Origin of the sequence: Flavobacterium tistrianum (assembly GCF_003254545.1) — a bacterium.
In the GTDB taxonomy this organism is placed as follows: Bacteria; Bacteroidota; Bacteroidia; order Flavobacteriales; family Flavobacteriaceae; genus Flavobacterium; species Flavobacterium tistrianum.
Genome location: NZ_QJRH01000070.1, coordinates 57,730 through 78,125, shown reverse-complemented (window position 1 = coordinate 78,125; position 20,396 = coordinate 57,730). Strand labels below are relative to the sequence as shown.

Here is a 20,396-nt window from a genome sequence, read left to right as displayed (position 1 = left end):
TTATAAATCCTAATGAATTTAATACGTTTTGCACTCCGCAAACCCATTTCCATTTTAGTATTGGTTGCGGGTCTATTTTTCTTCGGAATTGGTGCCATCAGAGACATTAAGGTAGACATTCTGCCAAAAATGAATTTGCCGGTTATCTACATTGCGCACCCATTTGGAGGTTATACGCCAGACCAGATGGAAGCTTATTTTGCCAAAAACTACGTAAACGTTTTACCTTTCTCAAACGGTATCAAATCGGTAGAAACTAAAAATATTCAAGGGTTAATGATTATGAAATTAACCTATTATGAAGGAACCAACATGGCACAGGCTGCAGCCGAATTGAGTGCACTTTCAAACAGAATCCAAGCGGTTTTCCCTCCAGGAACACAGCCTCCGTTCATCATTCGTTTTGATGCTTCTTCACTTCCAATTGGGCAATTGGTATTGAGCAGTAAAATACGTTCAAATAACGAATTACAGGATTTAGCCAACGTTTATGTTCGTGCTTCGTTTACCTCAATTCCTGGTTTATTATCTCCAGCACCATTTGGAGGAAGCCCAAGAACTATTGAGATTAACGTAGATCCAGATTTATTGCGTTCTCATAATATGACGCCAGATCAAATCGTAGAAGCGATTCGTTTAAACAACCAAACGGCTCCATCAGGAAACGTTCGTATGGGCGACAAAAACTATATTACACCAACCAATAATACGATTAAAGAAATTAAAGATTTTGAACAGATTCCGTTATTCAAGGGCGGTGTTCAAAACTTAAAACTAGGCGATGTTGCCAATGTAAAAGACGGTGCCGATATTACAGCTGGTTATGCATTGGTAAACGGAAAACGTTCGGTTTATATTAGTATTGCAAAAGCGGGAGACGCTTCGACTTGGGATGTGGTTCAGAAATTGAAAAAAGAACTTCCTAAAATTCAAAGCACGCTTCCTGAAGATGTAAACATTACGTATGAATTTGACCAATCGGTTTATGTGATCAACTCGGTTAAAAGTTTGATTACAGAAGGTATCATTGGTGCGGTTTTAACGGGATTAATGGTAATGTTATTCTTGGGTGATCGTCGTGCAGCGTTAATTGTAATTATGACGATTCCGATTTCTATTATTTCGGGTGTTTTATTTCTAAAATTATTCGGTCAGACCATTAACTTAATGTCTCTCTCAGGATTGGCTTTGGCAATTGGTATTTTGGTGGATGAAAGTACCGTAACAATCGAAAATATTCACCAGCATCTCGATATGGGAAAACCAAAAGCGCTCGCCATTTGGGATGCCTGTAAAGAAATCGCTCTGCCAAAATTATTGATCCTTCTTTGTATTCTTGCTGTATTTGCTCCAGCATTTACTATGGTTGGTATTCCAGGAGCGCTGTTCTTGCCTTTGGCTTTAGCAATTGGTTTTTCAATGGTAATTTCATTCTTGTTGTCTCAAACTTTTGTGCCTGTAATGGCCAACTGGATGATGAAAGGACATGAAAAACACGTACACGGACCAGAAATTACAGATGATGAAGCTGAGTTTAACGACTGTGGTTTAACACCAGAATCTGAACAAAATCTGATTACGCAGAAAAAAGATTATGTAGAAAGAGAAGACACTAACAATAACGGAAAAATTAGCAGTTTCGAACGATTCAAGATTCGTTTTATGCGAACTTTAGACCGCTTATTTGTTCATAAAAAAATAACAAGTATTACGTATCTGGTTGTTGCAACTGCTTTGGCAATCTTGTTTATTAGTTTTATCGGAAAAGATGTTTTCCCGAGAACCAATTCAAGTCAGTTCCAACTAAGAATGCGTGCCGTTGACGGAACACGTCTAGAAAGAACCGAAGAACAAGCGAGAATTGTTTTAAAAGAATTAGAAAAAATGGTCGGAAAAGATCATATCGGAATTTCATCTGTATATGTGGGTCAGCACCCTTCTCTATTCTCAATCAACCCGATTTATCTGTTCATGGCAGGTTCCCACGAAGCGGTTTTCCAAGTGAGTTTAAAAGATTACGAGGAAGATATGGACGATTTTAAAGATGAACTTAGAGCAAGACTTAAAAAATTGCTTCCAGACACCAAACTTTCTTTTGAGCCAATCGAATTGACAGATAAAGTGTTAAGCCAAGGTTCTCCTACTCCAATTGAGATTCGAGTAGCTGGAAAAGACAAAAAAAGAAACGAATTATACGCGACTCAAATCGTAGACAAACTAAAAGCAATTTCGTATTTCAGAGATGTGCAAATTGGTCAGCCAATACATTATCCAGCAATGAATATCGATATTGACAGAACTCGTGCTGCTGAATTAGGAGTCGATATGAATGATATTTCTCGTTCGCTTGTGGCTTCGACTTCATCTTCCCGTTATACAGAAAAAAATAACTGGGTCGATGAAAAAGCAGGATTATCGTATTCTGTTCAGGTTCAAGTGCCTTTAAATAAAATGAAAAGCAAAACCGATATTGGAGAAATTCCAGTATTGAAAAATTCGCTTCGTCCGGTTTTAAGTGACGTTGCCAAAATTACACCAGGATTTGTGAGTGGAGAAAATGACAATTTAGGGGCCATGCCATACATTACCGTTACGGCAAACATCTATAAAACCGATTTGGGGACGGCTTCAAAAGATGTGAGCAAAACGATTAGTTCATTGGGCGAATTACCACGTGGTTTGTTTATCACGCCAATCGGACTAAGTACTGTATTGACAGAGACATTAAGCAGTTTACAAACAGGATTATTGGTCGCTGTGTTTGTAATCTTCTTAATGTTGGCCGCTAATTTTCAATCGTTCAAAGTTTCGCTGGTAATCTTAACAACAGTTCCTGCCGTAGTTTTAGGTGCTTTATTAATGTTGACACTTACAGGTTCTACGCTTAACTTACAATCGTATATGGGAATCATCATGTCGGTTGGGGTTTCTATTGCCAACGCCGTTCTTTTGGTTACGAATGCCGAACAGCTTCGAAAAATAAACGGAAATGCATTAGAATCTGCAAGAGAAGCAGCAGCGTTGCGTCTTCGTCCGATTATCATGACTTCTGTTGCCATGATTATGGGTATGTTGCCAATGGCAATTGGACACGGCGAAGGAGGCGATCAAGTTTCTCCGTTAGGAAGAGCGGTTATCGGTGGATTATTATTTTCTACTTTTGCCGTATTATTGATCCTTCCGCAGATATTTGCGTGGGCACAAGAAAAAACATCGACACAATCTGTTTCTTTAGATCCTGAAGACGAAGAAAGCATCCATTATATTTCATCATTAAAACCAAAAAATGAACACTAAAATTATAAAATATAGCCCGCTGTTTTTAGCAGCAGTATTTTTCCTTAACAGCTGTAATTCTAAAAAAGAAGAACCTGTTAAAGCAGAAATTGAACCTAAAGTTGAAACTTTCCTTTTAGCGAAAGAAAAACTAACAACAGAATTGCGTTTGCCAGCCGAATTAACCGGTTTCCAGCAAGTTGATTTGTATGCAAAAGTGAGCAGTTTCGTAAAAACCTTAAAAGTTGATATTGGTACGAAAGTAAAAAAAGGACAGCTTTTAATTGTTTTAGAAGCACCAGAAATAAGTTCGCAATTGGCTGCAGCCGAATCGAGATTGAAATCTATGGAAGCCATTTATGCAACGAGCAAAAGCACTTACAACCGTTTGTACGAAACGAGCAAGGTTGAAGGAACGATTTCTAAAAACGATTTAGAAATGGCAAGCGGCAAAAAGAACTCCGATTACGCTCAACTTCAAGCGGCTATTGCAGCTCATAAAGAAATTGCGATTATGAGAGGCTACTTAGAAATTCGTGCTCCTTTTGATGGCGTTGTAGCAGCTAGAAATGTCAATTTGGGAACATTTGTTGGTCCAGCAGGAAAAGGTTCAGATTTGCCTTTATTGACGATTCAGGAGCAAAGCAAATTGCGTTTGGCGGTTTCTGTTCCAGAATTGTATACAGGATATTTGCACCCAGGCGACGAAATGAGTTTTAATGTAAAATCGTTGCCAGAAACTTTTACAGCTAAAATTACCAGAATGTCTGGCGCTTTAGATTTAAAATTGCGTTCTGAAAGAGTAGAAATGGACGTTCACAACACCAAAGGAAATTTATTGCCTGGAATGGTTGCCGAAGTTTTATTACCGCTTAACGCGAAAGACAGCACATTTGTAGTACCAAAATCGGCGGTAGTAAATTCTGCGGAAGGTTTATATGTAGTGAAAGTAGTAAACCACAAAGCGACAAGAGTGGACATTAAAAAAGGAAGAGAAATCGAAGATAAAATCGAAATTTTCGGCGACTTAACTCCAAATGATAAACTGGTAAAAATTGCCAGCGAAGAAACTAAGGAAGGCGATGTCATAAACGAATAACCTGCGTTTTAGTCTTTAATTTAGTGATTACCAAAAACTGTACGCATTCTTAGGAATGCAAATCTAAAAATTTGCCTAAAAGGGCAGTTCTCTTGATTTGTGAGGACTGTCCTTTTTTTGTAAAATAATTTAAGATTCAATTATTCGAATACATAGAAGAAAAAATAATAACCGTTTCACAAAAACCTTATTTTGATACAAATAAAACCTCTAAAGGTTTTTACCTAATCTACTTGTGCATACATTTAGAAAGTAAGATAAAATCCAAAAAATTGCATTTTTTTTACTAACTATTTAAATAATTATGCCTTATGACTAAAACCAGACGTGTTGGCGGCAATGCCACTTATATTGTAAGAGGAATAACAAAGGAATTTGCCAATGAAATAGAAATAAACTCAAACGGCCGTATCGAATATTTCGCACCCGAATATACCTATGGAGAACCTGAACCAAGACCAGTTAGAGAAGAGCCTGAAATTGCTTTCTCAGGTTGTTGGACTTCAGATTATGAAGGAATGAGAAATTTAGAACAGGACAACAGAGGACCTAAATCTTCTTTAGGTAAAACCGTTTATTTTCAATTGACTGTGAGCAATGATATTTCTGTCGGTACGATTATTACGTTTCAGCTATGGGATAAAGATACCGGAATGTTTCTGGATTGGCTAGTTCCTGATGATGATAAACTCGATGGTAAAAAAGTTTATAGAAATGCTATTGTAAGAGAAGTAAACGGAAAACACATTATGACCATTGAGTTGTTTTTGAACCCAAAATGGAATAGTGATCTTTTATCAGACAAAGGTTATTTTAAAGATGGCTGTCTAGATTTTTATTGGACTTGGAAATATCGTAATCAGGATTGGATTTCAAATAATAATTTATTGAGTGTTTACGCTTCTGAAACTAATTTGTTTATAAAACCTGCCTATGAAGGTTATGGCTTTCCAGAAATTAGAGCTGCAGACGGCGAACTTATTGTTTTCTCTGCTGGAATTGTTGCCATTGTAGAACCATCGAAAGAATTAGAAAAAATAATGGATACTATTCTCGACGATATTAAAGATAACGCCATCGCAGATGTTAGCGAAAAGATGGTAAAATACAGTGATAAACTAAGGTATTCTATTGCGGTAAAAAAACTCAAAAAAGGATTTTTAGCCAACAACTTGGGGAAAATAGAATTTAGTAAAAGACTTTACACTAAACCCGTATTTGATAACAGCGGTAAACTTTACGAAATTACACAAGCTGCAAATTTTGGCTACATAAAAGAAGGAAAACTTGTTACCACAAAGGGTATAAGCCAGCTTGATTATTTTAGAGAAGTTGGAGTACGTAATGCGCTATTAAAAAATGTAGAAAAACTAGATTATACCTTACAAGCTCTAGATCTATTACGTTTTGCAATGGATGAAAAAAAAATGGAAACTATTACAACCATGTTTGCTCCTTTAGACTTTTTAAATGCAATTGTTTATCCTAGCATTAGCAAACCTATTGAACGAGTTTGGAATGGAATGGTTTCAGATGCTGTTGAAGAAGCAAAGGATAGAGGGCTTAATGGTATTTATGAATTAGCAGATGCAAAATGGTTTAAAAAAGAAAAATATGGAAACTATCAATACACTCTTATTAATCAACAAATATTGGACAAACTATTAAAAGGAGAAATAAAAACAATACAAAAATTAAATGACTTATATGAAAATCAATTAATCAAAAATAATTATGACAAATCTCTTTTTGAGTATACTCTCCTTCATTATTCAATAAAAGATGATACTATTGATGATTATAAAACTTATGTAGATTGTATCTTTATAAATTAGCAAAATGAAACATATTTATATCCTTATTTTAGTAACCACATTACTAACATCTTGCTTGGAAAAAAAAGATCCGATTGAAGTTAAGCAATTAGATACTAAAGAAATAGTTACTATTTTACCAAATTTAAAAAATACCCATATTAAAGATAGTTTAGTCTTATCACTTCCTACTGAATTTCAGATAACAATGGATTCTTCTGTGGATTATGTAGTTTGGCTTTATCGAATTGATAATAGAACATTAAGAGATGGGTCTTTTGATTATCAAGTATATCAAAAGCAAAATAAAAGAAAAGTTATCTATCAGTTAGATTCAGATAAATCATTAATTGATAAACCAATTGATATAATCATAAAAGAACGAAATCATCTAATATCGAAAGTTGACGCTTTAAAATTATTAAGAAAATACAACCAAAATAGATCTTTGGATAATTTGAAATTTGGAGACACAATAAAATTAGTGACATACGATAAATTTAGAAATGAAAACAAAACACTCATTAACAACTTTGAAAAAATTCCTGATTCTATTCATTTTAAAGCCGTTAGAGGCACGAAAGAGAATTTTTATGTAGTAAAAAAAATCAATTGGTAAGAAAAACAAAATAATGAATATGCCAGCTTGATTATTTTAGAGAAATTGGAGTTCGTAATTCACTATTAAAAAATGTAGAAAAACCCAATTGCGCAGATATATCTCCGCAACGATAGCGCGGATTTGCAATCCGTGCCCGCAAAGTAAGGAACACATTTTATTTCTTAAAATAAAAAACCTCGACCCTAAAAAAATCGAGGTTTTTCCATTTTACAAATCTTACTCCTCACTCAAATAAGGATTCAAAATCTCCGCCAATTCATTGAGCCAATAATAATTGTCTTCAAAATTAGTTAGTCCGATTTGGAGGGTTTCGTGTTGTCGCATTACGCCGAGAGCTAAAATGCAATTTACTTGTCTTAAGATTTTAGCCATATCTTCGGGATCTATAATATGGTTAAAAAAATCAATCAGCCTTGTTTCGGCTTCTTTGGAAAGGGTGTTTTTTGTACTCATAATGTCGTAATATTAGGAATATAAAAACCCTTGCATCTTAGTGTTCCTAACGCTTACGACGGCGTTTACGGTCGTTTCCGATACCGTACACATAATACAAGGGAAAATCTTGCTCTAATTTAAAGTCGTAATTTTTTAGGAACTTCAAATGTAGAGAAAAGTATTCTAAATTGAAAGATTTTCCTTTCAATAACTTTATTCCTTTTATCAAATATAAGAAATCTATATTTCAACCGCATTTTTGTCATTTCGAGGAACGAGAAATCTTCGCGAGAAACTCCACAATCTAAATCACCAATCTTTGTCGAGCTACTAGTGGAGATTTCTCCCTTCGGTCGAAATGACAAACTAGACGTAAGACGAGAACACTAACAATAGCAAAAGGCAATAAAATCAAGACAAACTCCACAATCATTTAAAACATAGCCTCTGGTTTCAACCAGAGGAACGCAAAGATTGATCCTCATTAAAAAATATCAATTGCCTCCATCTTTAGATGGAGATTTACTAGATCACCACAAAGATGGCTTTAGCCAAAATGTGCACTTTTGGCTAAAGTCTAACTTCTATAAACTTTATTTAATACCCTAGTTGAAACTAGGGGCTATTCATTGCCAATCTTTGTCGAGCTACTTTTGGAGATTTGCTTTGGCTGTTTGCTATCGCTAGAGTTTCCTCCGTTCAAAATGGCAAATTGGACGCAAAAAAAAACCTTATTTTAATACAAAAATAACTTCTACGGGTAATGTTAACAAAATCTACAGCTTTAAATTTACTGGCCTCAGACTAATTAAATACCACTTCTTATGCCGCTAACACAAAAAATTGCAGAATTAACATCTAAAAAATACAACACCAATGTTACTATTATGGGTGATTATAAACGCAGTAACCATACTTCAATTCTTGATGATGACAATGGAACAATCTTAGTTGTTTCAGATAAAAATCAGTTTTATTTCAAAGATCGGCATCGCAATCTCTGGCTTTCGGTTTTAGATTCATTTCATATAGATGGAAAACAGCATTATCCCGAACTTGGAGATTCTTATACTCTCAATCATGGAGTTCAATACAGTTTTACAACAAAAGAGGCAATTGTAGAAATGGCTTCTCTTTATTTCGAAAAGCATGAAGATTAATAATAATAAATCGTGAAAAACAATTTCCTTAAATGCATAACTTTACAAAATCTTAGCTACCAATAACTATCAAAATTGTATTTAAAAACCAAAACAAATGATTGAAATAAAGACGTTTGATCAGGCAGAAGATTTAAAGTATCCTAGACGTGTATTAAAATACGTGCTATTGTTTTGTACATCAGGCGAAATAATGCTTTCGGTAGACGAAAACGAATATCTAATCACCAAAAATTCGGTCTTAACGATAACGTCTGGTCAAATTCATTTTATAAAAAACAGCAACAATGCAACCGGATTTGTTCTCGAATTTACTTATGATTTCTTCTGTAAAAATGATAATGACATAGAACTTATTTTCCATAATAGTTTGTTCTGCCATTTTGCAATGAATGAAGTAATAAAAGTAGATGACAACAAATTGGTCGTCGATGCTTTACAGCTAATCGAGCAGGAAATTGCCCAAAAACCGTATCAATACCTCATTTCTATTCATTCTAGAATTCAATTGATTTTAATAGAAATCAATCGTTCTAAAATAAAACTGGGAGAAGAAATCTACAAACCAGACGCTTTGTTTCTTCATTTTCTGGAAGCTATTCGCAGTAATTTTGACAAAAATCTTTCTGTCAATGAAATTGCCAATTTAATCGGCACAACCGAAGCCAAACTAAATGAACTTTCCAAACTGCATTGCAACAAAACTGCGCAAAATATCATCTTCGGACTGATTATTTCTGAAGCAAAACGTTTGTTTACCTACGAGAAATTATCAGTAAAAGAAACTGCTTATGCTTTGGGTTTTAATGATCCATTCTATTTTTCAAACTTCTTCAAAAAACACACAAATATTTCTCCGAAATCTTATAAAGAGAAAGTAATGCAAGTGTAGCCTATTTCCAAGCTTTTTCCTTTCGTTGCGAAAATTGCTCGCAAAGTCGCAGAGTCGCAAAGTTTTTTCTCATTTTATGTCATTTCGACGAAGGAGAAATCTCTGCAAGAAGCTCGACAAAGATTGGCTTTTAGAAACGGAGCCACTTGTGAAGATTTCTCCTTCGTCGAAATGACAAATAGTACGTTATATTAGTCAAAAGACTTTTTGACTTCAAGCATAATTACATGCTTTTCCTAAGATTCTCTATTCTTTAAAAAGCACCACTGCCTGATCTTTGTATCTGATTAATTACTAACAAAATAGTTTATGAAAAGATATCAGGATTATGCCATTTTGCTTTTACGAATCACAATGGCAATTGGATTTTTATCAGTCGTTTCAAGTCGGTTGGGTTTGCTTGGGAAACAATCTTCGGGCTGGGAAAATTTTCTGGCTTACGCCGAAAGTGTAAATTCTTTTTTACCCAAAAGTTTCATTTCTCCAATTGCAATTGTCAGCACTTTTCTAGAGACACTATTTGCTGTTTTATTGCTTATTGGATATCAGACCAGAAAAATTGCGTTTGGTGCTTCTATCTTAACTTTTCTGTTTGCGATGGCAATGACTTATTCCTTCGGAATAAAAGATTCTCTCGATTATTCTGTATTTGTCTTTTCTATGAGTGCATTTCTCTTAGCCACCGCAGAAAAATACCGATGGAGTTTGGATGAATATTTTTTAAAAATTAACTAATTAAATTTGAATACATATGGAAACTAAAATCACAAAAAGCACTGAATTAGAATGGAAACCTCTTATAGAAGAAGGTGTAAAAACAGACGGAATTTATGCCAAAGTTTTACGCTTTGATACAGCCACAAACCGCCCTCCTACTTTTCTTTTAAAGTTTGAACCTGGTGCTTCTTATCCAAATCACGTGCATCCTGCAGGCGAAGAAATCTATGTTCTAGAAGGCGAAGTGCGCTCTGGAAAAGACGAATTAAAAGCTGGCGATTATTTGTATATGCCTCCAGGAAGCTCACATTCTGTATTTTCTAGAACTGGGTGTACGCTTTTGTTTATGATTCCCGAAGAAGTTGTCATTTTGAAGTAAACAAGATATTCAGTAGCCTATTGAACAGCTGCGCAAAGTCAGAGACATTTGCGTAGCTCTTACAGAACATTAAGAAAGATTTTTTACCTCAAGTCCTTTTTAATGACCAAATACTTTAAATCTGTTTTACCTGCATTGCTAATTCCGTGTTCGGCATTAGGCGGACAATAGAAACTTGTATTTGGACCTGCTGTAACCGTTTTTCCGTCAAGGAAGAATTCGGCAGTTCCTTCTAAGATATAGAAAAATTCTTCTTCAGGATGATGATGCGGCGCGTGCGTCGATTTTCCTTGTTCGACAATACTCATTTTTAAAGTGTTTTCTTGAGTGAAATCTTTATTGGCGAACCAATATTGATATCCCACTTTGGTTTTGGTGGCTTTGTTTATATCAAAATGATTGACACAGTTTTCAATTGTGTATTGTGGCGTTGCGGTTTCGTTTTTGATTTCCTGAGAGAAAATCTGTTGGAAAAATAAAACAGCAATTGTGGTTTTTAGGATAGTTAGCGTTTTCATTTTTTTTTGTAATGTTACGAAAAAATGCTTTTGATAAATTGAGATTATAATAAAATTCTAATTTCATTGCATTTAATATGAGAAATAAAAACTACTTTTAAAACCGCTTCAAAAGCAAGTTTTAAACCTTTTTATAATGAACCCACTCCAACTTAAAATAAAATCATACCTTGTATTTTTTATTGTTTTAACTTTTACAAATTTTATATACGCTCAAACATCAAAAGAAAAAAGCCATTCCATAATAGCAAAAGGCGCAGTTCTCACAAAACTATCAGATCAATTCAGTTTTACAGAAGGACCTGCAGCTGATAAGAAAGGAAATATTTATTTTACTGATCAGCCTAATAATAGAATCATGAAATGGTCTGTTAATGGCAAACTTTCTGTTTTTATGGAAAATGCAGGAAGAGCCAACGGTTTGTATTTTGATCACAAAGGCAATCTTTTGGCTTGCGCTGATGAAAAAAACGAGCTTTGGAAAATAGACAAGAACAAAAATTATACTGTAATACTAAACAACTTTGAAGGAAAAAGGCTAAATGGTCCTAATGATCTTTGGGCTGATCCAAAAGGCGGTATCTATTTTACGGATCCTTTTTATCAAAGAGATTACTGGAAACATACCTTGAAAGAAATAGAGAAAGAATGCGTTTACTATTTATCTCCTGACAAATCCAAAATTATAAACGTTGAGAATGATCTTGTAAAACCAAATGGCATTATTGGAACTTCAAACGGAAAAACCTTATACGTTGCGGATATAGCAGCTAATAAAACATACTCTTATATGATCGAAAGTAATGGTTCTTTAGGCAAAAAAGCGCTGTTTACTGAATCAGGTTCAGATGGAATGACAATAGACGAGTCTGGAAATATTTACTTATGCGGAAAAGGAGTTAGCATATTCAATCCACAAGGAGAAAAAATAGCCCATATTGAAGTTCCAGAACCTTGGACCGCTAATGTTTGTTTTGGAGGAAAAAAATTTAAAACATTATTTATTACTGCCGGTAAAAGCGTTTATACGATAGAAATGAACGTTCGGGGAATGAAATAATCAATAAATTATTCTTTTTATCATAAATTTTTCACAATCTTGTCACTTCGAGGAATGAGAAATCTTCACAAGAAAGTCCGCAATCTAAATCGATAATCTTTGTCGAGCTACTTACGGAGATTTCTCGTTCCTCGAAATGACAAACTTTGTGACAATACTTTGACAAAGTTCTAATGAAAAAATTTATGTTCTCTCCTAGCCCCGATCGAAATGGCATCTTTTTGTGGTGGGGTTCACCACAAAAAATATAATGTAGAGCGGGACAAATGTTCTTGAAAAACCGAAAATTTCGTGCTCCTTAAAAAAATTACGTAAGAAGAAAACTCAATAAAATAAGGCATTCTAAAAGATTTTTAAAAATACTTATTGCACGATAAGAAAATATTATGATAAAAATATTTTGAAATTCGAAAATCCGCCATACATTTGCCTAACAGTGTTAAACGATTTAATACTTGAATACAATGGCTAGCAAAGATCGAATTTTAAGACAAAAAGAAGAGACAAGGAACAATATCCTTGGCGCTGCTTATGATATCGTAAAAGATGAAGGCTGGAATGGTTTGAGTATGCGTAAAATTGCCGACAGAATCGAATATACTGCTCCTATTATTTATGAATATTTCTCAAATAAAGAAGCAATATTAGAAGAATTGACAGGCAAAGGTTTTGTAAAACTGGCTAAAGAATTGCAGATTGCAAAAGACAAGTTTGAAAAACCCGAAGATCAGTTGGAAGCCATGTGGATGACTTATTGGGATTTTGCTTTTACTAATACTGAAATGTATCAACTTATGTTTGGTGTTCAAATGACTTGCTGCGCACAACGATGTTCGGCTCAAGAGGCACCTTACAAATTATTTACTGGTGTTATTGCTGAAATTATGAAGAACAGCAATCCTAGTGAAGATATCATAAAACAAAAATATTTTACTTTCTTTTCTGTTATTCATGGTTTAATCGCCATCAACATCATTAACAAAAGTGATATTTTAGAAACAATTAATGCTCAAATTTTGAAAGATGCCATTGGTGGTATCATTAAATCCATACAATAAAAAAATTTTCAATTTTACTTAACAGTGTAAAATGATTTAAACGGGATAACATAAAATCCTTTTTTTTATAACTTTCGCTTAACACTGTTAGAAAATTTAATAAGGGTAATAAAAGCTCTTTTTTTAGACTTTTACTTAACAACGTTAGATAATTTAATACTGATTTTGAATAAAATTGGAAAGGCTTAACTGTATAGAAATTTGCGCTCTTTTACTTAACAATGTTAGATAATTTAATTCAATTAAATATGAATCCCGAGAATGCCAGAATACCAAAGAATTTTATCCGAGAAAATGTTCAACCAATTAAAACCACTATGAAAATGAAAAATGTAATTATAACCAGTTTTATCCTGGCCTTAGTTTTAAGCAGCTGTGCCGATAAAAATCAGGCTCCTACTGCCCCACCTCCACCGGTTTTACCAGTATTGGCTATCACAAGCGCCAACACAACAACTGACTCTGAATACCCTGCTTCTATACAAGGAACTGTTGATGTTGAAATTCGCCCACAAGTAAGCGGAAACCTTGACAGAATTTATGTAGACGAAGGCGCTTATGTAAGCAAAGGACAAACTTTATTCAAAATTAATGAGCGTCCGTATCGTGAACAGTTAAACAATGCTTTAGCAACTCTTCACGCAGCAGAAGCGGCTTTGATCAATGCTAATTTAGAAGTTGATAAACTGACTCCGCTAGTACAAAACAAAGTAGTTTCTGATTATCAGTTAAAAACTGCTAAAGCTTCTCAAAAAATTGCTGCTGCCAATATCGAACAAGCAAAAGCAATGGTTGGTACTGCTAAAATTAATTTAGGATATACCAACGTAACTGCTCCAGTTAGCGGATACATTGGAAGACTGCCAAAAAAACAAGGAAGTTTAGTTTCTGCAACAGATATTGAACCTTTAACTACTTTATCAGACGTTCACGAAGTATTTGCTTATTTCTCTTTAGGTGAAACTGATTTCATCAACTTCAAAGAGCAATATGCTGGAAATTCGCTTGGCGATAAAATCAAAAAACTGCCTCCTGTAACATTGATATTAGCTGATAACAATGCTTATCCTCAAACAGGAAAAATCGATATGGTTGATGGTCAGTTTGATAAAACTACAGGTGCAATCACTATTAGAGCGACTTTCCCTAACAAAGGCGGTGTGTTACGTTCTGGAAATACAGGAAGAATCCGTTTAGGATTACAGCACGACGATGCGATTTTAGTTCCACAAGCAGCTACAGTAGAAATGCAAGACAAAGTATTTGTTTTCACTGTAGGCAAAGACAACAAAGTGACCAAAATGCCAATTACAGTTGTCGGTAAAAGCGGAACCAATTATTTAATTAAAGAAGGTGTAAAAACTGGCGACCAAATCGTGTTAAGCGGTATTGACAAACTTCAGGACGGGCAAGCAATTCAGCCTGAAAAATCAACTAAAGTTGCCGAAGTAACTAATCAAAAATAATTATAAAAGACAATGTTCAAAATATTTATACAAAGACCTGTACTGGCAACCGTAATTTCCATTTTATTGGTGATTCTTGGGGTATTGGGTTTAACTAAACTGCCTTTACAACAGTTTCCTGATATTGCGCCTCCATCGGTTTTGGTAACGGCGGTATATCCGGGAGCCAACGCAGAAACGGTTTTACGTTCTGTGGCACCTTCTATCGAAGAATCTATAAATGGTGTAGAAAACATGACTTACATGAGTTCTACAGCGAGTAACGACGGTACTTTGGCTATTACAGTTTTCTTTAAACTGGGAACAGATGCCGATCAGGCTGCGGTAAACGTTCAAAACCGTGTGGCGCAAGCAACGAGCCAATTGCCAGCAGAAGTTGTGCAACAAGGTATTGTTACCGCGAAACAGCAGAACAGTTTCATCATGGCAATTGGTATGTACACTGATGATGAAGCAAAATACGATCAGACGTTTGTTGCCAACTATGCACAGATTAATATTATTCCAGAATTAAAACGTATTCCGGGTGTAGGTTCTGCCAGTATTTTTGGTGGTGTAAAAGATTACTCTATGCGTGTTTGGTTGAATCCAACACAAATGTCGGCTTACAAAGTTACGCCAAGCGAAGTTATGGGCGCAATTCAGGACAAAAGTTTGGAAGCGGCTCCAGGTAAATTTGGAGAGCGAAGCAAAGAGGTTTTTGAATACGTTATTAAATATAAAGGAAAATTAACCAAACCAGAAGATTATGAAAATATTGCTATACGTTCTAATGCAGATGGCTCAGTACTTCGCTTAAAAGATGTAGCGAGAGTTGAACTTGGAGCTTATTCATACAACAGTTTAACGCGTTTAAATGGTAAAAAAGGAATCGTAATTGGAGTTATCCAGTTAGCAGGATCTAACTCAAATGATATTCAGATTGCCATTAACAAAATGATGGAAAAAGCTTCTAAAGATTTTCCAAAAGGCATTAAACACAATATTTTCTATAGTACAAAAGTATCTCTGGACCAATCTATTGCGCAGGTTGAACATACCTTAATTGAAGCTTTCATTTTAGTATTCATTGTGGTATTTATCTTCTTGCAAGATTTTAGATCAACATTAATCCCGGCCATTGCTGTACCTGTAGCAATTTTAGGAACGTTCTTCTTCATGCAGTTATTCGGATTTTCGATCAACCTTTTAACGCTTTTCGCATTAATTCTGGCGATTGGTATTGTGGTCGATGATGCCATTGTGGTAGTCGAAGCGGTGCATGCGAAAATGGAGCACAAACGTTTGTCTCCAAAAATCGCCACCCATGAAGCAATGCACGAAATAACGGGTGCTATTATCTCGATTACGCTGGTAATGGCTGCTGTATTCCTGCCGGTTGGTTTTATGGAAGGCTCAACAGGAGTTTTCTATCGTCAGTTTGCCTTTACGATGGCAATCGCAATTGTAATTTCGGCTGTAAATGCCTTAACATTGAGTCCAGCGCTTGCGGCATTATTCTTAAAAGATAATCACGGAGCACACGACCACAATGAACCTCATCAGAAAAAAGGATTTAAAGAAAAATTCTTCAGTGCTTTCAACAGCAGTTTTGAATCGCTTACAAATCGTTATGTGGGCGGACTTAAATTCTTAATTAGAAGAAAATGGTTGAGTTTAGGCGGATTGGCCTTAATTACATTGGCAACTGTAGTGATGGTAAAAACAACTCCTGCAGGGTTTATTCCAACAGAAGATCAAGGATTTATCGCGATTGCAGTGAATACGCCATCTGGAACATCATTGGACGGAACTCAAAAAGTAATGACCGAAGCTGAGAATACTTTAAAATCATTAGAAGCTTCAAGATTCGTAACCGCGATTTCAGGTTTCAACTTATTGACGAATTCTACAAGTCCATCTTCAGCGGTAATTTTCGTATTGCTTAAACCAAACGAAGAACGTGGAGAAATAAAAGATATTGACGAATTCATGAATCAGGTTCGAGGAAAACTGGGCGGAATTTCAGGAGGAAGTTTCTTTGTATTCAGTTTCCCAACCGTTCCAGGATTTAGTAACGTTGAGGCTTTGGATTTGGTTCTTCAGGATAAAACAGGAGGAAAACTGGACAAGTTCAGTGGAATCTCTCAGGAATTTATCGGAGCATTAATGAAACGTCCAGAGATTGCAGTTGCTTTTACTTCTTTCAAAGCAGATTATCCACAATTGCAATTGGAAGTTAATGACGAAAAAGCAAATCAATTAGGGGTTAATGTAAAAGACATTTTACAAACCATGCAGGCTTACTTTGGTAGCGCACAAGCATCAGACTTTAACCGATTTGGTAAATATTACCGTGTGGTTGTTCAGGCTGATATCGAAGACAGAGCTGATCCAACTGCGATTGACAGAGTTTTTGTAAAAAACAAAACTGGCGAAATGGTGCCGATAAATACGTTAGTAAAACTAACTCGTATTTATGGTTCAGAAACCGCTTCTAGATATAATTTATTTAATTCAATTTCAATTAATGCGATTCCGAAACCTGGATTTAGTTCTGGAGATGCCATTAAAGCCATTGAAGAAGTAGCAAAACAACAATTGCCTGCAGGTTACGGGTTTGAATTCTCGGGCCAAACGCGTGAGGAGATTTCGTCAGGAGGACAATCGGCAACTATATTTTTACTGTGTTTGATATTCGTTTATTTCCTACTTGCTGCACAGTACGAAAGTTACATTTTGCCTTTGGCAGTAATCTTGTCAATCCCTGCAGGTATTTTTGGAGTATTCGTTGCTATTGGTTTAACTGGAATTGAAAACAACATTTACGTACAAGTTGCTCTTGTCATGTTGATCGGACTTCTCGCCAAAAATGCCATCTTGATTGTGGAATTTGCGGCACAGCGAAGAAGATCTGGACAAGGTTTAATAGCAGCTTCAATTATGGCAGCAAAATTACGTTTGCGACCAATTATCATGACGTCTCTTGCTTTTGTGGTTGGTTTAATACCTATGATGAGTGCCAAAGGCCCATCAGCACAAGGTAACCACTCGATCAGTATTGGGGCAGCTGGAGGGATGCTTTCAGGAGTAATTCTAGGTTTGTTTATCATTCCTGTTTTATTCATCATCTTCCAGCATTTACAAGAAAAAGTGAGCGGGAAACCAATCGCTGTAATTCATAACGAAGAAAAATAATAAATGGAAAACTATATAACGACAATCCTTGTAGCCATCATATTTGGCATCGGATATATATCATACAGAATCTCAAGAGATCTTGAAACTAGAAAAGATACTTGTACAGAAATCTAATAAAAAGACTAATGAAAAATCATATAACCAAAATCGTGACCTTCGCCATTCTGATCACGACTTTAATATCCTGTAAAGTTTCGAAGGATATTGAAACTCCAAAAGATGCATTTCCTGAGAATTTCAGGAATGCATCGGTTTCGAGTGATACAACAAGTATTGCCGATGTGGAGTGGAAAAACTTCTTTACAGAAAAAGATATTATCAAATTAATTGACAGCGCCGTTGCGAGAAACAATGACCTTCAGATTGCCGAAAAGAATATCGAAATTGCACAATACCGTTTTACGCAGTCAAAATGGGGAAATGTGCCTCAGGTTAACTTATTTGTAAACGCAAGCACGAGCAATCCGTCAGACAATAGTTTTACGGGATTGAACTTAAATCAGGCAATTGGAGCTAAACATATTGACGATTATTCTGCTGGAGCATCTCTTTCTTGGGAGGCTGATATTTGGGGAAAGATCAAAAACCAAAAGAAAGGAGCTTACGCAGGATATCTTCAATCTGAAGAAGTAAAAAAAGCATTGCAGACTAATATCGTCGCTAATGTTTCTAGAGGATATTATAATCTTTTGATGCTGGACGCGCAATTGGATATTGCCAAACAGAATCTTCGTTTAAACGATAGTACAACCAATATTATCAAATTAAAATACGATGCTGGTCAGGTAACTACTTTAGCAATTCAACAATCTGAAGCACAGAAATTAAACTCAGCGCAATTGATTCCGTTATTGGAACAAAATATTGCGATTCAGGAAAATGTTTTAAGTGTTTTGACAGGTTCGTTTCCTGATTCAAAAGAAAGAACAGTGAAATTAAGTGCACTTGAAGTAAAGCAGAATACAGCAATTGGAATTCCGTCTTCATTAGTAAGCAGAAGACCCGATGTAAAAAGCGCCGAGTTGGCTCTTAAAGTTGCCAATGCAAATGTCGGTATCACGAAAGCGGATTTATACCCAGCTCTCAGAATTACGGCTCAAGGCGGCGTTAACTCTTTTGAAACAAGCAATTGGTTCAATATTCCGGCTTCATTATTCGGAACTGTTGCAGGTGGTTTAACACAACCGCTTTTGAATAACAAAAGACTTAAAACGCAATATAATATCGCTTTAGCAGAAAGAGAAAAAGCGGTTTTAGCTTTTAGACAATCGGTTTTGGTTGCCGTAAGCGAAGTTTCGGATGCTTTGGTTAAAGTAGAGAAACTACAGCAACAGGAAACTTTCTTAAAAGAAAAAGTAAAAACATTACAGCAGGCTATTAAAAATGCAAACCTTTTATTCAAAAATGGTTTAGCAGAATATCTTGAAGTTTTAACCGCCCAGGCAAATCTTTTGCAAAGCGAATTGGAACTTGCAGATATTAAAAGACAGCAGCTTACAGCCAATACAGATTTGTACCGTGCTCTTGGGGGCGGCTGGAAATAATACCCGTTACATTACCCGTTAATTATTTATTTTTTGAGATGAAAACGCTGTGGAACTTCGGTTTCAGGGCGTTTTTTTAGTTTTTTAATCGCAAAGGGCGCGAAGGTTTACGCAAAGAACGCGAAAGTTTTTTTTGAGTTTCTCGCAATCCCGATAGTTATCGGGAGCGAAGTCGCAAAGTTTTGTTTTTCACGTAGATTTAGCTGATTGGAACGGACTTATTCTCATTTTTTTGTCATCTCGACGAAGGAGAGATCTCCACAAGTAGCTCTACAAAGAAAAAACCATAATAATGCATCTCCATAATTTCATATATTTACTTTTAGATTATTAATCATTCTATGAAAAAATATTGCTTCACCCTATTTGTATTTTTCTTTTTGATAATTAGTTGTAAAAAAAATATAGAGGTATCTAATGTACCAACGTTAGATACAAACAAGATTGTTAAACCTCTTCCACCACTAGATTATGAACAATATCTAAAAAACGTTCCTAAAACCGATAGTTTGTGTAATGGGGAAATTGAAAGAGCTAAAAAAGATCTTTCAAAATACGATGGCGTTTATGTCCAAACTATATGCTTTGGATGTGATTTTAAACCATATGAAGAAGAAATTAAAGAAGTTCTTAAGAAAAGAAAATTTAAACTTGGAATTCAGGATATTGGATGTGTAAGATATGAAGGGCAAACTGTAGGCTGTTATAGTGCATATATTAACTTGAAAATGAAAGAGAAATATGGAGAAAACTATAAATCAGATATAGAAAATGACGCTATAAAAATTTTAATAAAAAATATTAGTCTCAATAATAAAATTATAAGCATATACGATTTAGAGCAAAACGAAAAACCAAAAATAGTAGACCCAAAAATTGCTATAGAAAATGATTACTATACAACCATAAAAACTGACTTACCAATAAACAGAAAGAGTATGCATTCTTTATTTACTGATATAAATTTTATCGTAGAAAAAGATGGTACAATAAGCAATTTAAAAGAAACTAATTGGGTAAATGAAAAAGGAATTGATGAAAAATACAAACAAGATTTAGTTAATCTTGCTATAAATACTCTTCAAAGAGATTATAACAATTGGAAGCCGGGGACTTATAAAGGAACAAAAGCCAGAGTAGAAAATACCTTAAGAATTAGCTTCGAATAAAAAATAA

16 protein-coding genes are annotated in these 20,396 nt (G+C 35.1%); 14 read left to right on the top strand and 2 right to left on the bottom strand.

Annotation, left to right across the window (positions count from 1 at the left end; all coding sequences use genetic code 11):
• The first annotated feature begins 12 nt into the window (after positions 1-12).
• The 4 genes from DMB71_RS13960 (at position 13) to DMB71_RS13945 (ending at position 6,808) form a co-directional block, all read left to right on the top strand.
• The gene (locus DMB71_RS13960; RefSeq protein ID WP_111367067.1) at positions 13-3,297 is read left to right on the top strand and encodes an efflux RND transporter permease subunit; all 3,285 of its coding nucleotides are present in this window, start codon (positions 13-15) and stop codon (positions 3,295-3,297) included.
• On the top strand, positions 3,287-4,375 hold the full coding sequence (locus DMB71_RS13955; RefSeq protein WP_111367066.1) for an efflux RND transporter periplasmic adaptor subunit: 1,089 nt from the start codon (positions 3,287-3,289) through the stop codon (positions 4,373-4,375). Before DMB71_RS13960 ends, DMB71_RS13955 begins: the two co-directional genes overlap by 11 nt.
• 311 nt (positions 4,376-4,686) lie before the next feature.
• Entirely contained in the window at positions 4,687-6,210 is a 1,524-nt protein-coding gene (locus tag DMB71_RS13950) for a hypothetical protein (protein WP_111367065.1), read from the top strand.
• Positions 6,211-6,214: 4 nt separating this feature from the next.
• Positions 6,215-6,808, top strand: a complete 594-nt coding sequence (locus tag DMB71_RS13945; protein WP_111367064.1) for a hypothetical protein — start codon at positions 6,215-6,217, stop codon at positions 6,806-6,808.
• A 219-nt stretch (positions 6,809-7,027) separates the two neighbouring features.
• Here the strand turns inward: DMB71_RS13945 and DMB71_RS13940 are convergent, their stop codons facing one another.
• Positions 7,028-7,264: a hypothetical protein gene (locus DMB71_RS13940; RefSeq protein WP_111367063.1), complete on the bottom strand. Its 237-nt coding sequence runs from the start codon at positions 7,262-7,264 to the stop codon at positions 7,028-7,030.
• 806 nt (positions 7,265-8,070) lie between these two features.
• Here DMB71_RS13940 and DMB71_RS13935 point away from each other — a divergent pair.
• The 4 genes from DMB71_RS13935 (at position 8,071) to DMB71_RS13920 (ending at position 10,394) form a co-directional block, all read left to right on the top strand.
• Complete coding sequence (locus DMB71_RS13935) at positions 8,071-8,406, top strand: hypothetical protein (protein ID WP_111367062.1); 336 nt, start codon at positions 8,071-8,073, stop codon at positions 8,404-8,406.
• Positions 8,407-8,503: 97 nt separating this feature from the next.
• Complete coding sequence (locus DMB71_RS13930) at positions 8,504-9,298, top strand: helix-turn-helix domain-containing protein (RefSeq protein ID WP_111367060.1); 795 nt, start codon at positions 8,504-8,506, stop codon at positions 9,296-9,298.
• 309 nt (positions 9,299-9,607) lie between these two features.
• On the top strand, positions 9,608-10,033 hold the full coding sequence (locus DMB71_RS13925) for a DoxX family protein (protein ID WP_111367058.1): 426 nt from the start codon (positions 9,608-9,610) through the stop codon (positions 10,031-10,033).
• A 16-nt stretch (positions 10,034-10,049) separates the two neighbouring features.
• On the top strand, positions 10,050-10,394 hold the full coding sequence (locus DMB71_RS13920) for a dimethylsulfonioproprionate lyase family protein (RefSeq protein ID WP_111367056.1): 345 nt from the start codon (positions 10,050-10,052) through the stop codon (positions 10,392-10,394).
• An 83-nt stretch (positions 10,395-10,477) separates the two neighbouring features.
• On the opposite strand, the gene DMB71_RS13915 is transcribed toward DMB71_RS13920, so the two are convergent.
• A complete protein-coding gene (locus DMB71_RS13915; RefSeq protein WP_111367055.1) occupies positions 10,478-10,912 on the bottom strand; it encodes a cupin domain-containing protein in 435 nt (144 codons plus the stop codon).
• A gap of 136 nt (positions 10,913-11,048) precedes the next feature.
• Between DMB71_RS13915 and DMB71_RS13910 the strand changes: the two genes are divergently transcribed.
• The 6 genes from DMB71_RS13910 (at position 11,049) to DMB71_RS13885 (ending at position 20,389) form a co-directional block, all read left to right on the top strand.
• Positions 11,049-11,972 (top strand): SMP-30/gluconolactonase/LRE family protein, encoded by a 924-nt coding sequence (locus DMB71_RS13910; protein ID WP_204251794.1) that lies wholly within the window; start codon positions 11,049-11,051, stop codon positions 11,970-11,972.
• A 464-nt stretch (positions 11,973-12,436) separates the two neighbouring features.
• Entirely contained in the window at positions 12,437-13,030 is a 594-nt protein-coding gene (locus DMB71_RS13905; protein ID WP_111367053.1) for a TetR/AcrR family transcriptional regulator, read from the top strand.
• A 248-nt stretch (positions 13,031-13,278) separates the two neighbouring features.
• Positions 13,279-14,496: an efflux RND transporter periplasmic adaptor subunit gene (locus tag DMB71_RS13900; RefSeq protein WP_111367413.1), complete on the top strand. Its 1,218-nt coding sequence runs from the start codon at positions 13,279-13,281 to the stop codon at positions 14,494-14,496.
• 12 nt (positions 14,497-14,508) lie between these two features.
• Positions 14,509-17,673, top strand: coding sequence for an efflux RND transporter permease subunit (locus DMB71_RS13895; RefSeq protein ID WP_111367052.1), 3,165 nt, complete (start codon positions 14,509-14,511; stop codon positions 17,671-17,673).
• 128 nt (positions 17,674-17,801) lie between these two features.
• Positions 17,802-19,220 carry a TolC family protein gene (locus tag DMB71_RS13890; RefSeq protein ID WP_111367050.1) on the top strand — a complete coding sequence of 473 codons (1,419 nt, stop codon included), beginning with the start codon at positions 17,802-17,804 and terminating at the stop codon, positions 19,218-19,220.
• Between the two features lie 341 nt (positions 19,221-19,561).
• The gene (locus tag DMB71_RS13885) at positions 19,562-20,389 is read left to right on the top strand and encodes a hypothetical protein (protein WP_111367049.1); all 828 of its coding nucleotides are present in this window, start codon (positions 19,562-19,564) and stop codon (positions 20,387-20,389) included.
• Positions 20,390-20,396: the final 7 nt, after the last annotated feature.

What these genes read in the sequence shown, in the direction of transcription:
- DMB71_RS13960 (WP_111367067.1), top strand. Translation starts at nt 13, where the DNA reads ATGAATTTAATACGTTTTGCACTCCGCAAACCCATTTCCATTTTAGTA.
- DMB71_RS13955 (WP_111367066.1), top strand. Translation starts at nt 3,287, where the DNA reads ATGAACACTAAAATTATAAAATATAGCCCGCTGTTTTTAGCAGCAGTA.
- DMB71_RS13950 (WP_111367065.1), top strand. Translation starts at nt 4,687, where the DNA reads ATGACTAAAACCAGACGTGTTGGCGGCAATGCCACTTATATTGTAAGA.
- DMB71_RS13945 (WP_111367064.1), top strand. Translation starts at nt 6,215, where the DNA reads ATGAAACATATTTATATCCTTATTTTAGTAACCACATTACTAACATCT.
- DMB71_RS13940 (WP_111367063.1), bottom strand. Translation starts at nt 7,264, where the DNA reads ATGAGTACAAAAAACACCCTTTCCAAAGAAGCCGAAACAAGGCTGATT.
- DMB71_RS13935 (WP_111367062.1), top strand. Translation starts at nt 8,071, where the DNA reads ATGCCGCTAACACAAAAAATTGCAGAATTAACATCTAAAAAATACAAC.
- DMB71_RS13930 (WP_111367060.1), top strand. Translation starts at nt 8,504, where the DNA reads ATGATTGAAATAAAGACGTTTGATCAGGCAGAAGATTTAAAGTATCCT.
- DMB71_RS13925 (WP_111367058.1), top strand. Translation starts at nt 9,608, where the DNA reads ATGAAAAGATATCAGGATTATGCCATTTTGCTTTTACGAATCACAATG.
- DMB71_RS13920 (WP_111367056.1), top strand. Translation starts at nt 10,050, where the DNA reads ATGGAAACTAAAATCACAAAAAGCACTGAATTAGAATGGAAACCTCTT.
- DMB71_RS13915 (WP_111367055.1), bottom strand. Translation starts at nt 10,912, where the DNA reads ATGAAAACGCTAACTATCCTAAAAACCACAATTGCTGTTTTATTTTTC.
- DMB71_RS13910 (WP_204251794.1), top strand. Translation starts at nt 11,049, where the DNA reads ATGAACCCACTCCAACTTAAAATAAAATCATACCTTGTATTTTTTATT.
- DMB71_RS13905 (WP_111367053.1), top strand. Translation starts at nt 12,437, where the DNA reads ATGGCTAGCAAAGATCGAATTTTAAGACAAAAAGAAGAGACAAGGAAC.
- DMB71_RS13900 (WP_111367413.1), top strand. Translation starts at nt 13,279, where the DNA reads ATGAATCCCGAGAATGCCAGAATACCAAAGAATTTTATCCGAGAAAAT.
- DMB71_RS13895 (WP_111367052.1), top strand. Translation starts at nt 14,509, where the DNA reads ATGTTCAAAATATTTATACAAAGACCTGTACTGGCAACCGTAATTTCC.
- DMB71_RS13890 (WP_111367050.1), top strand. Translation starts at nt 17,802, where the DNA reads ATGAAAAATCATATAACCAAAATCGTGACCTTCGCCATTCTGATCACG.
- DMB71_RS13885 (WP_111367049.1), top strand. Translation starts at nt 19,562, where the DNA reads ATGAAAAAATATTGCTTCACCCTATTTGTATTTTTCTTTTTGATAATT.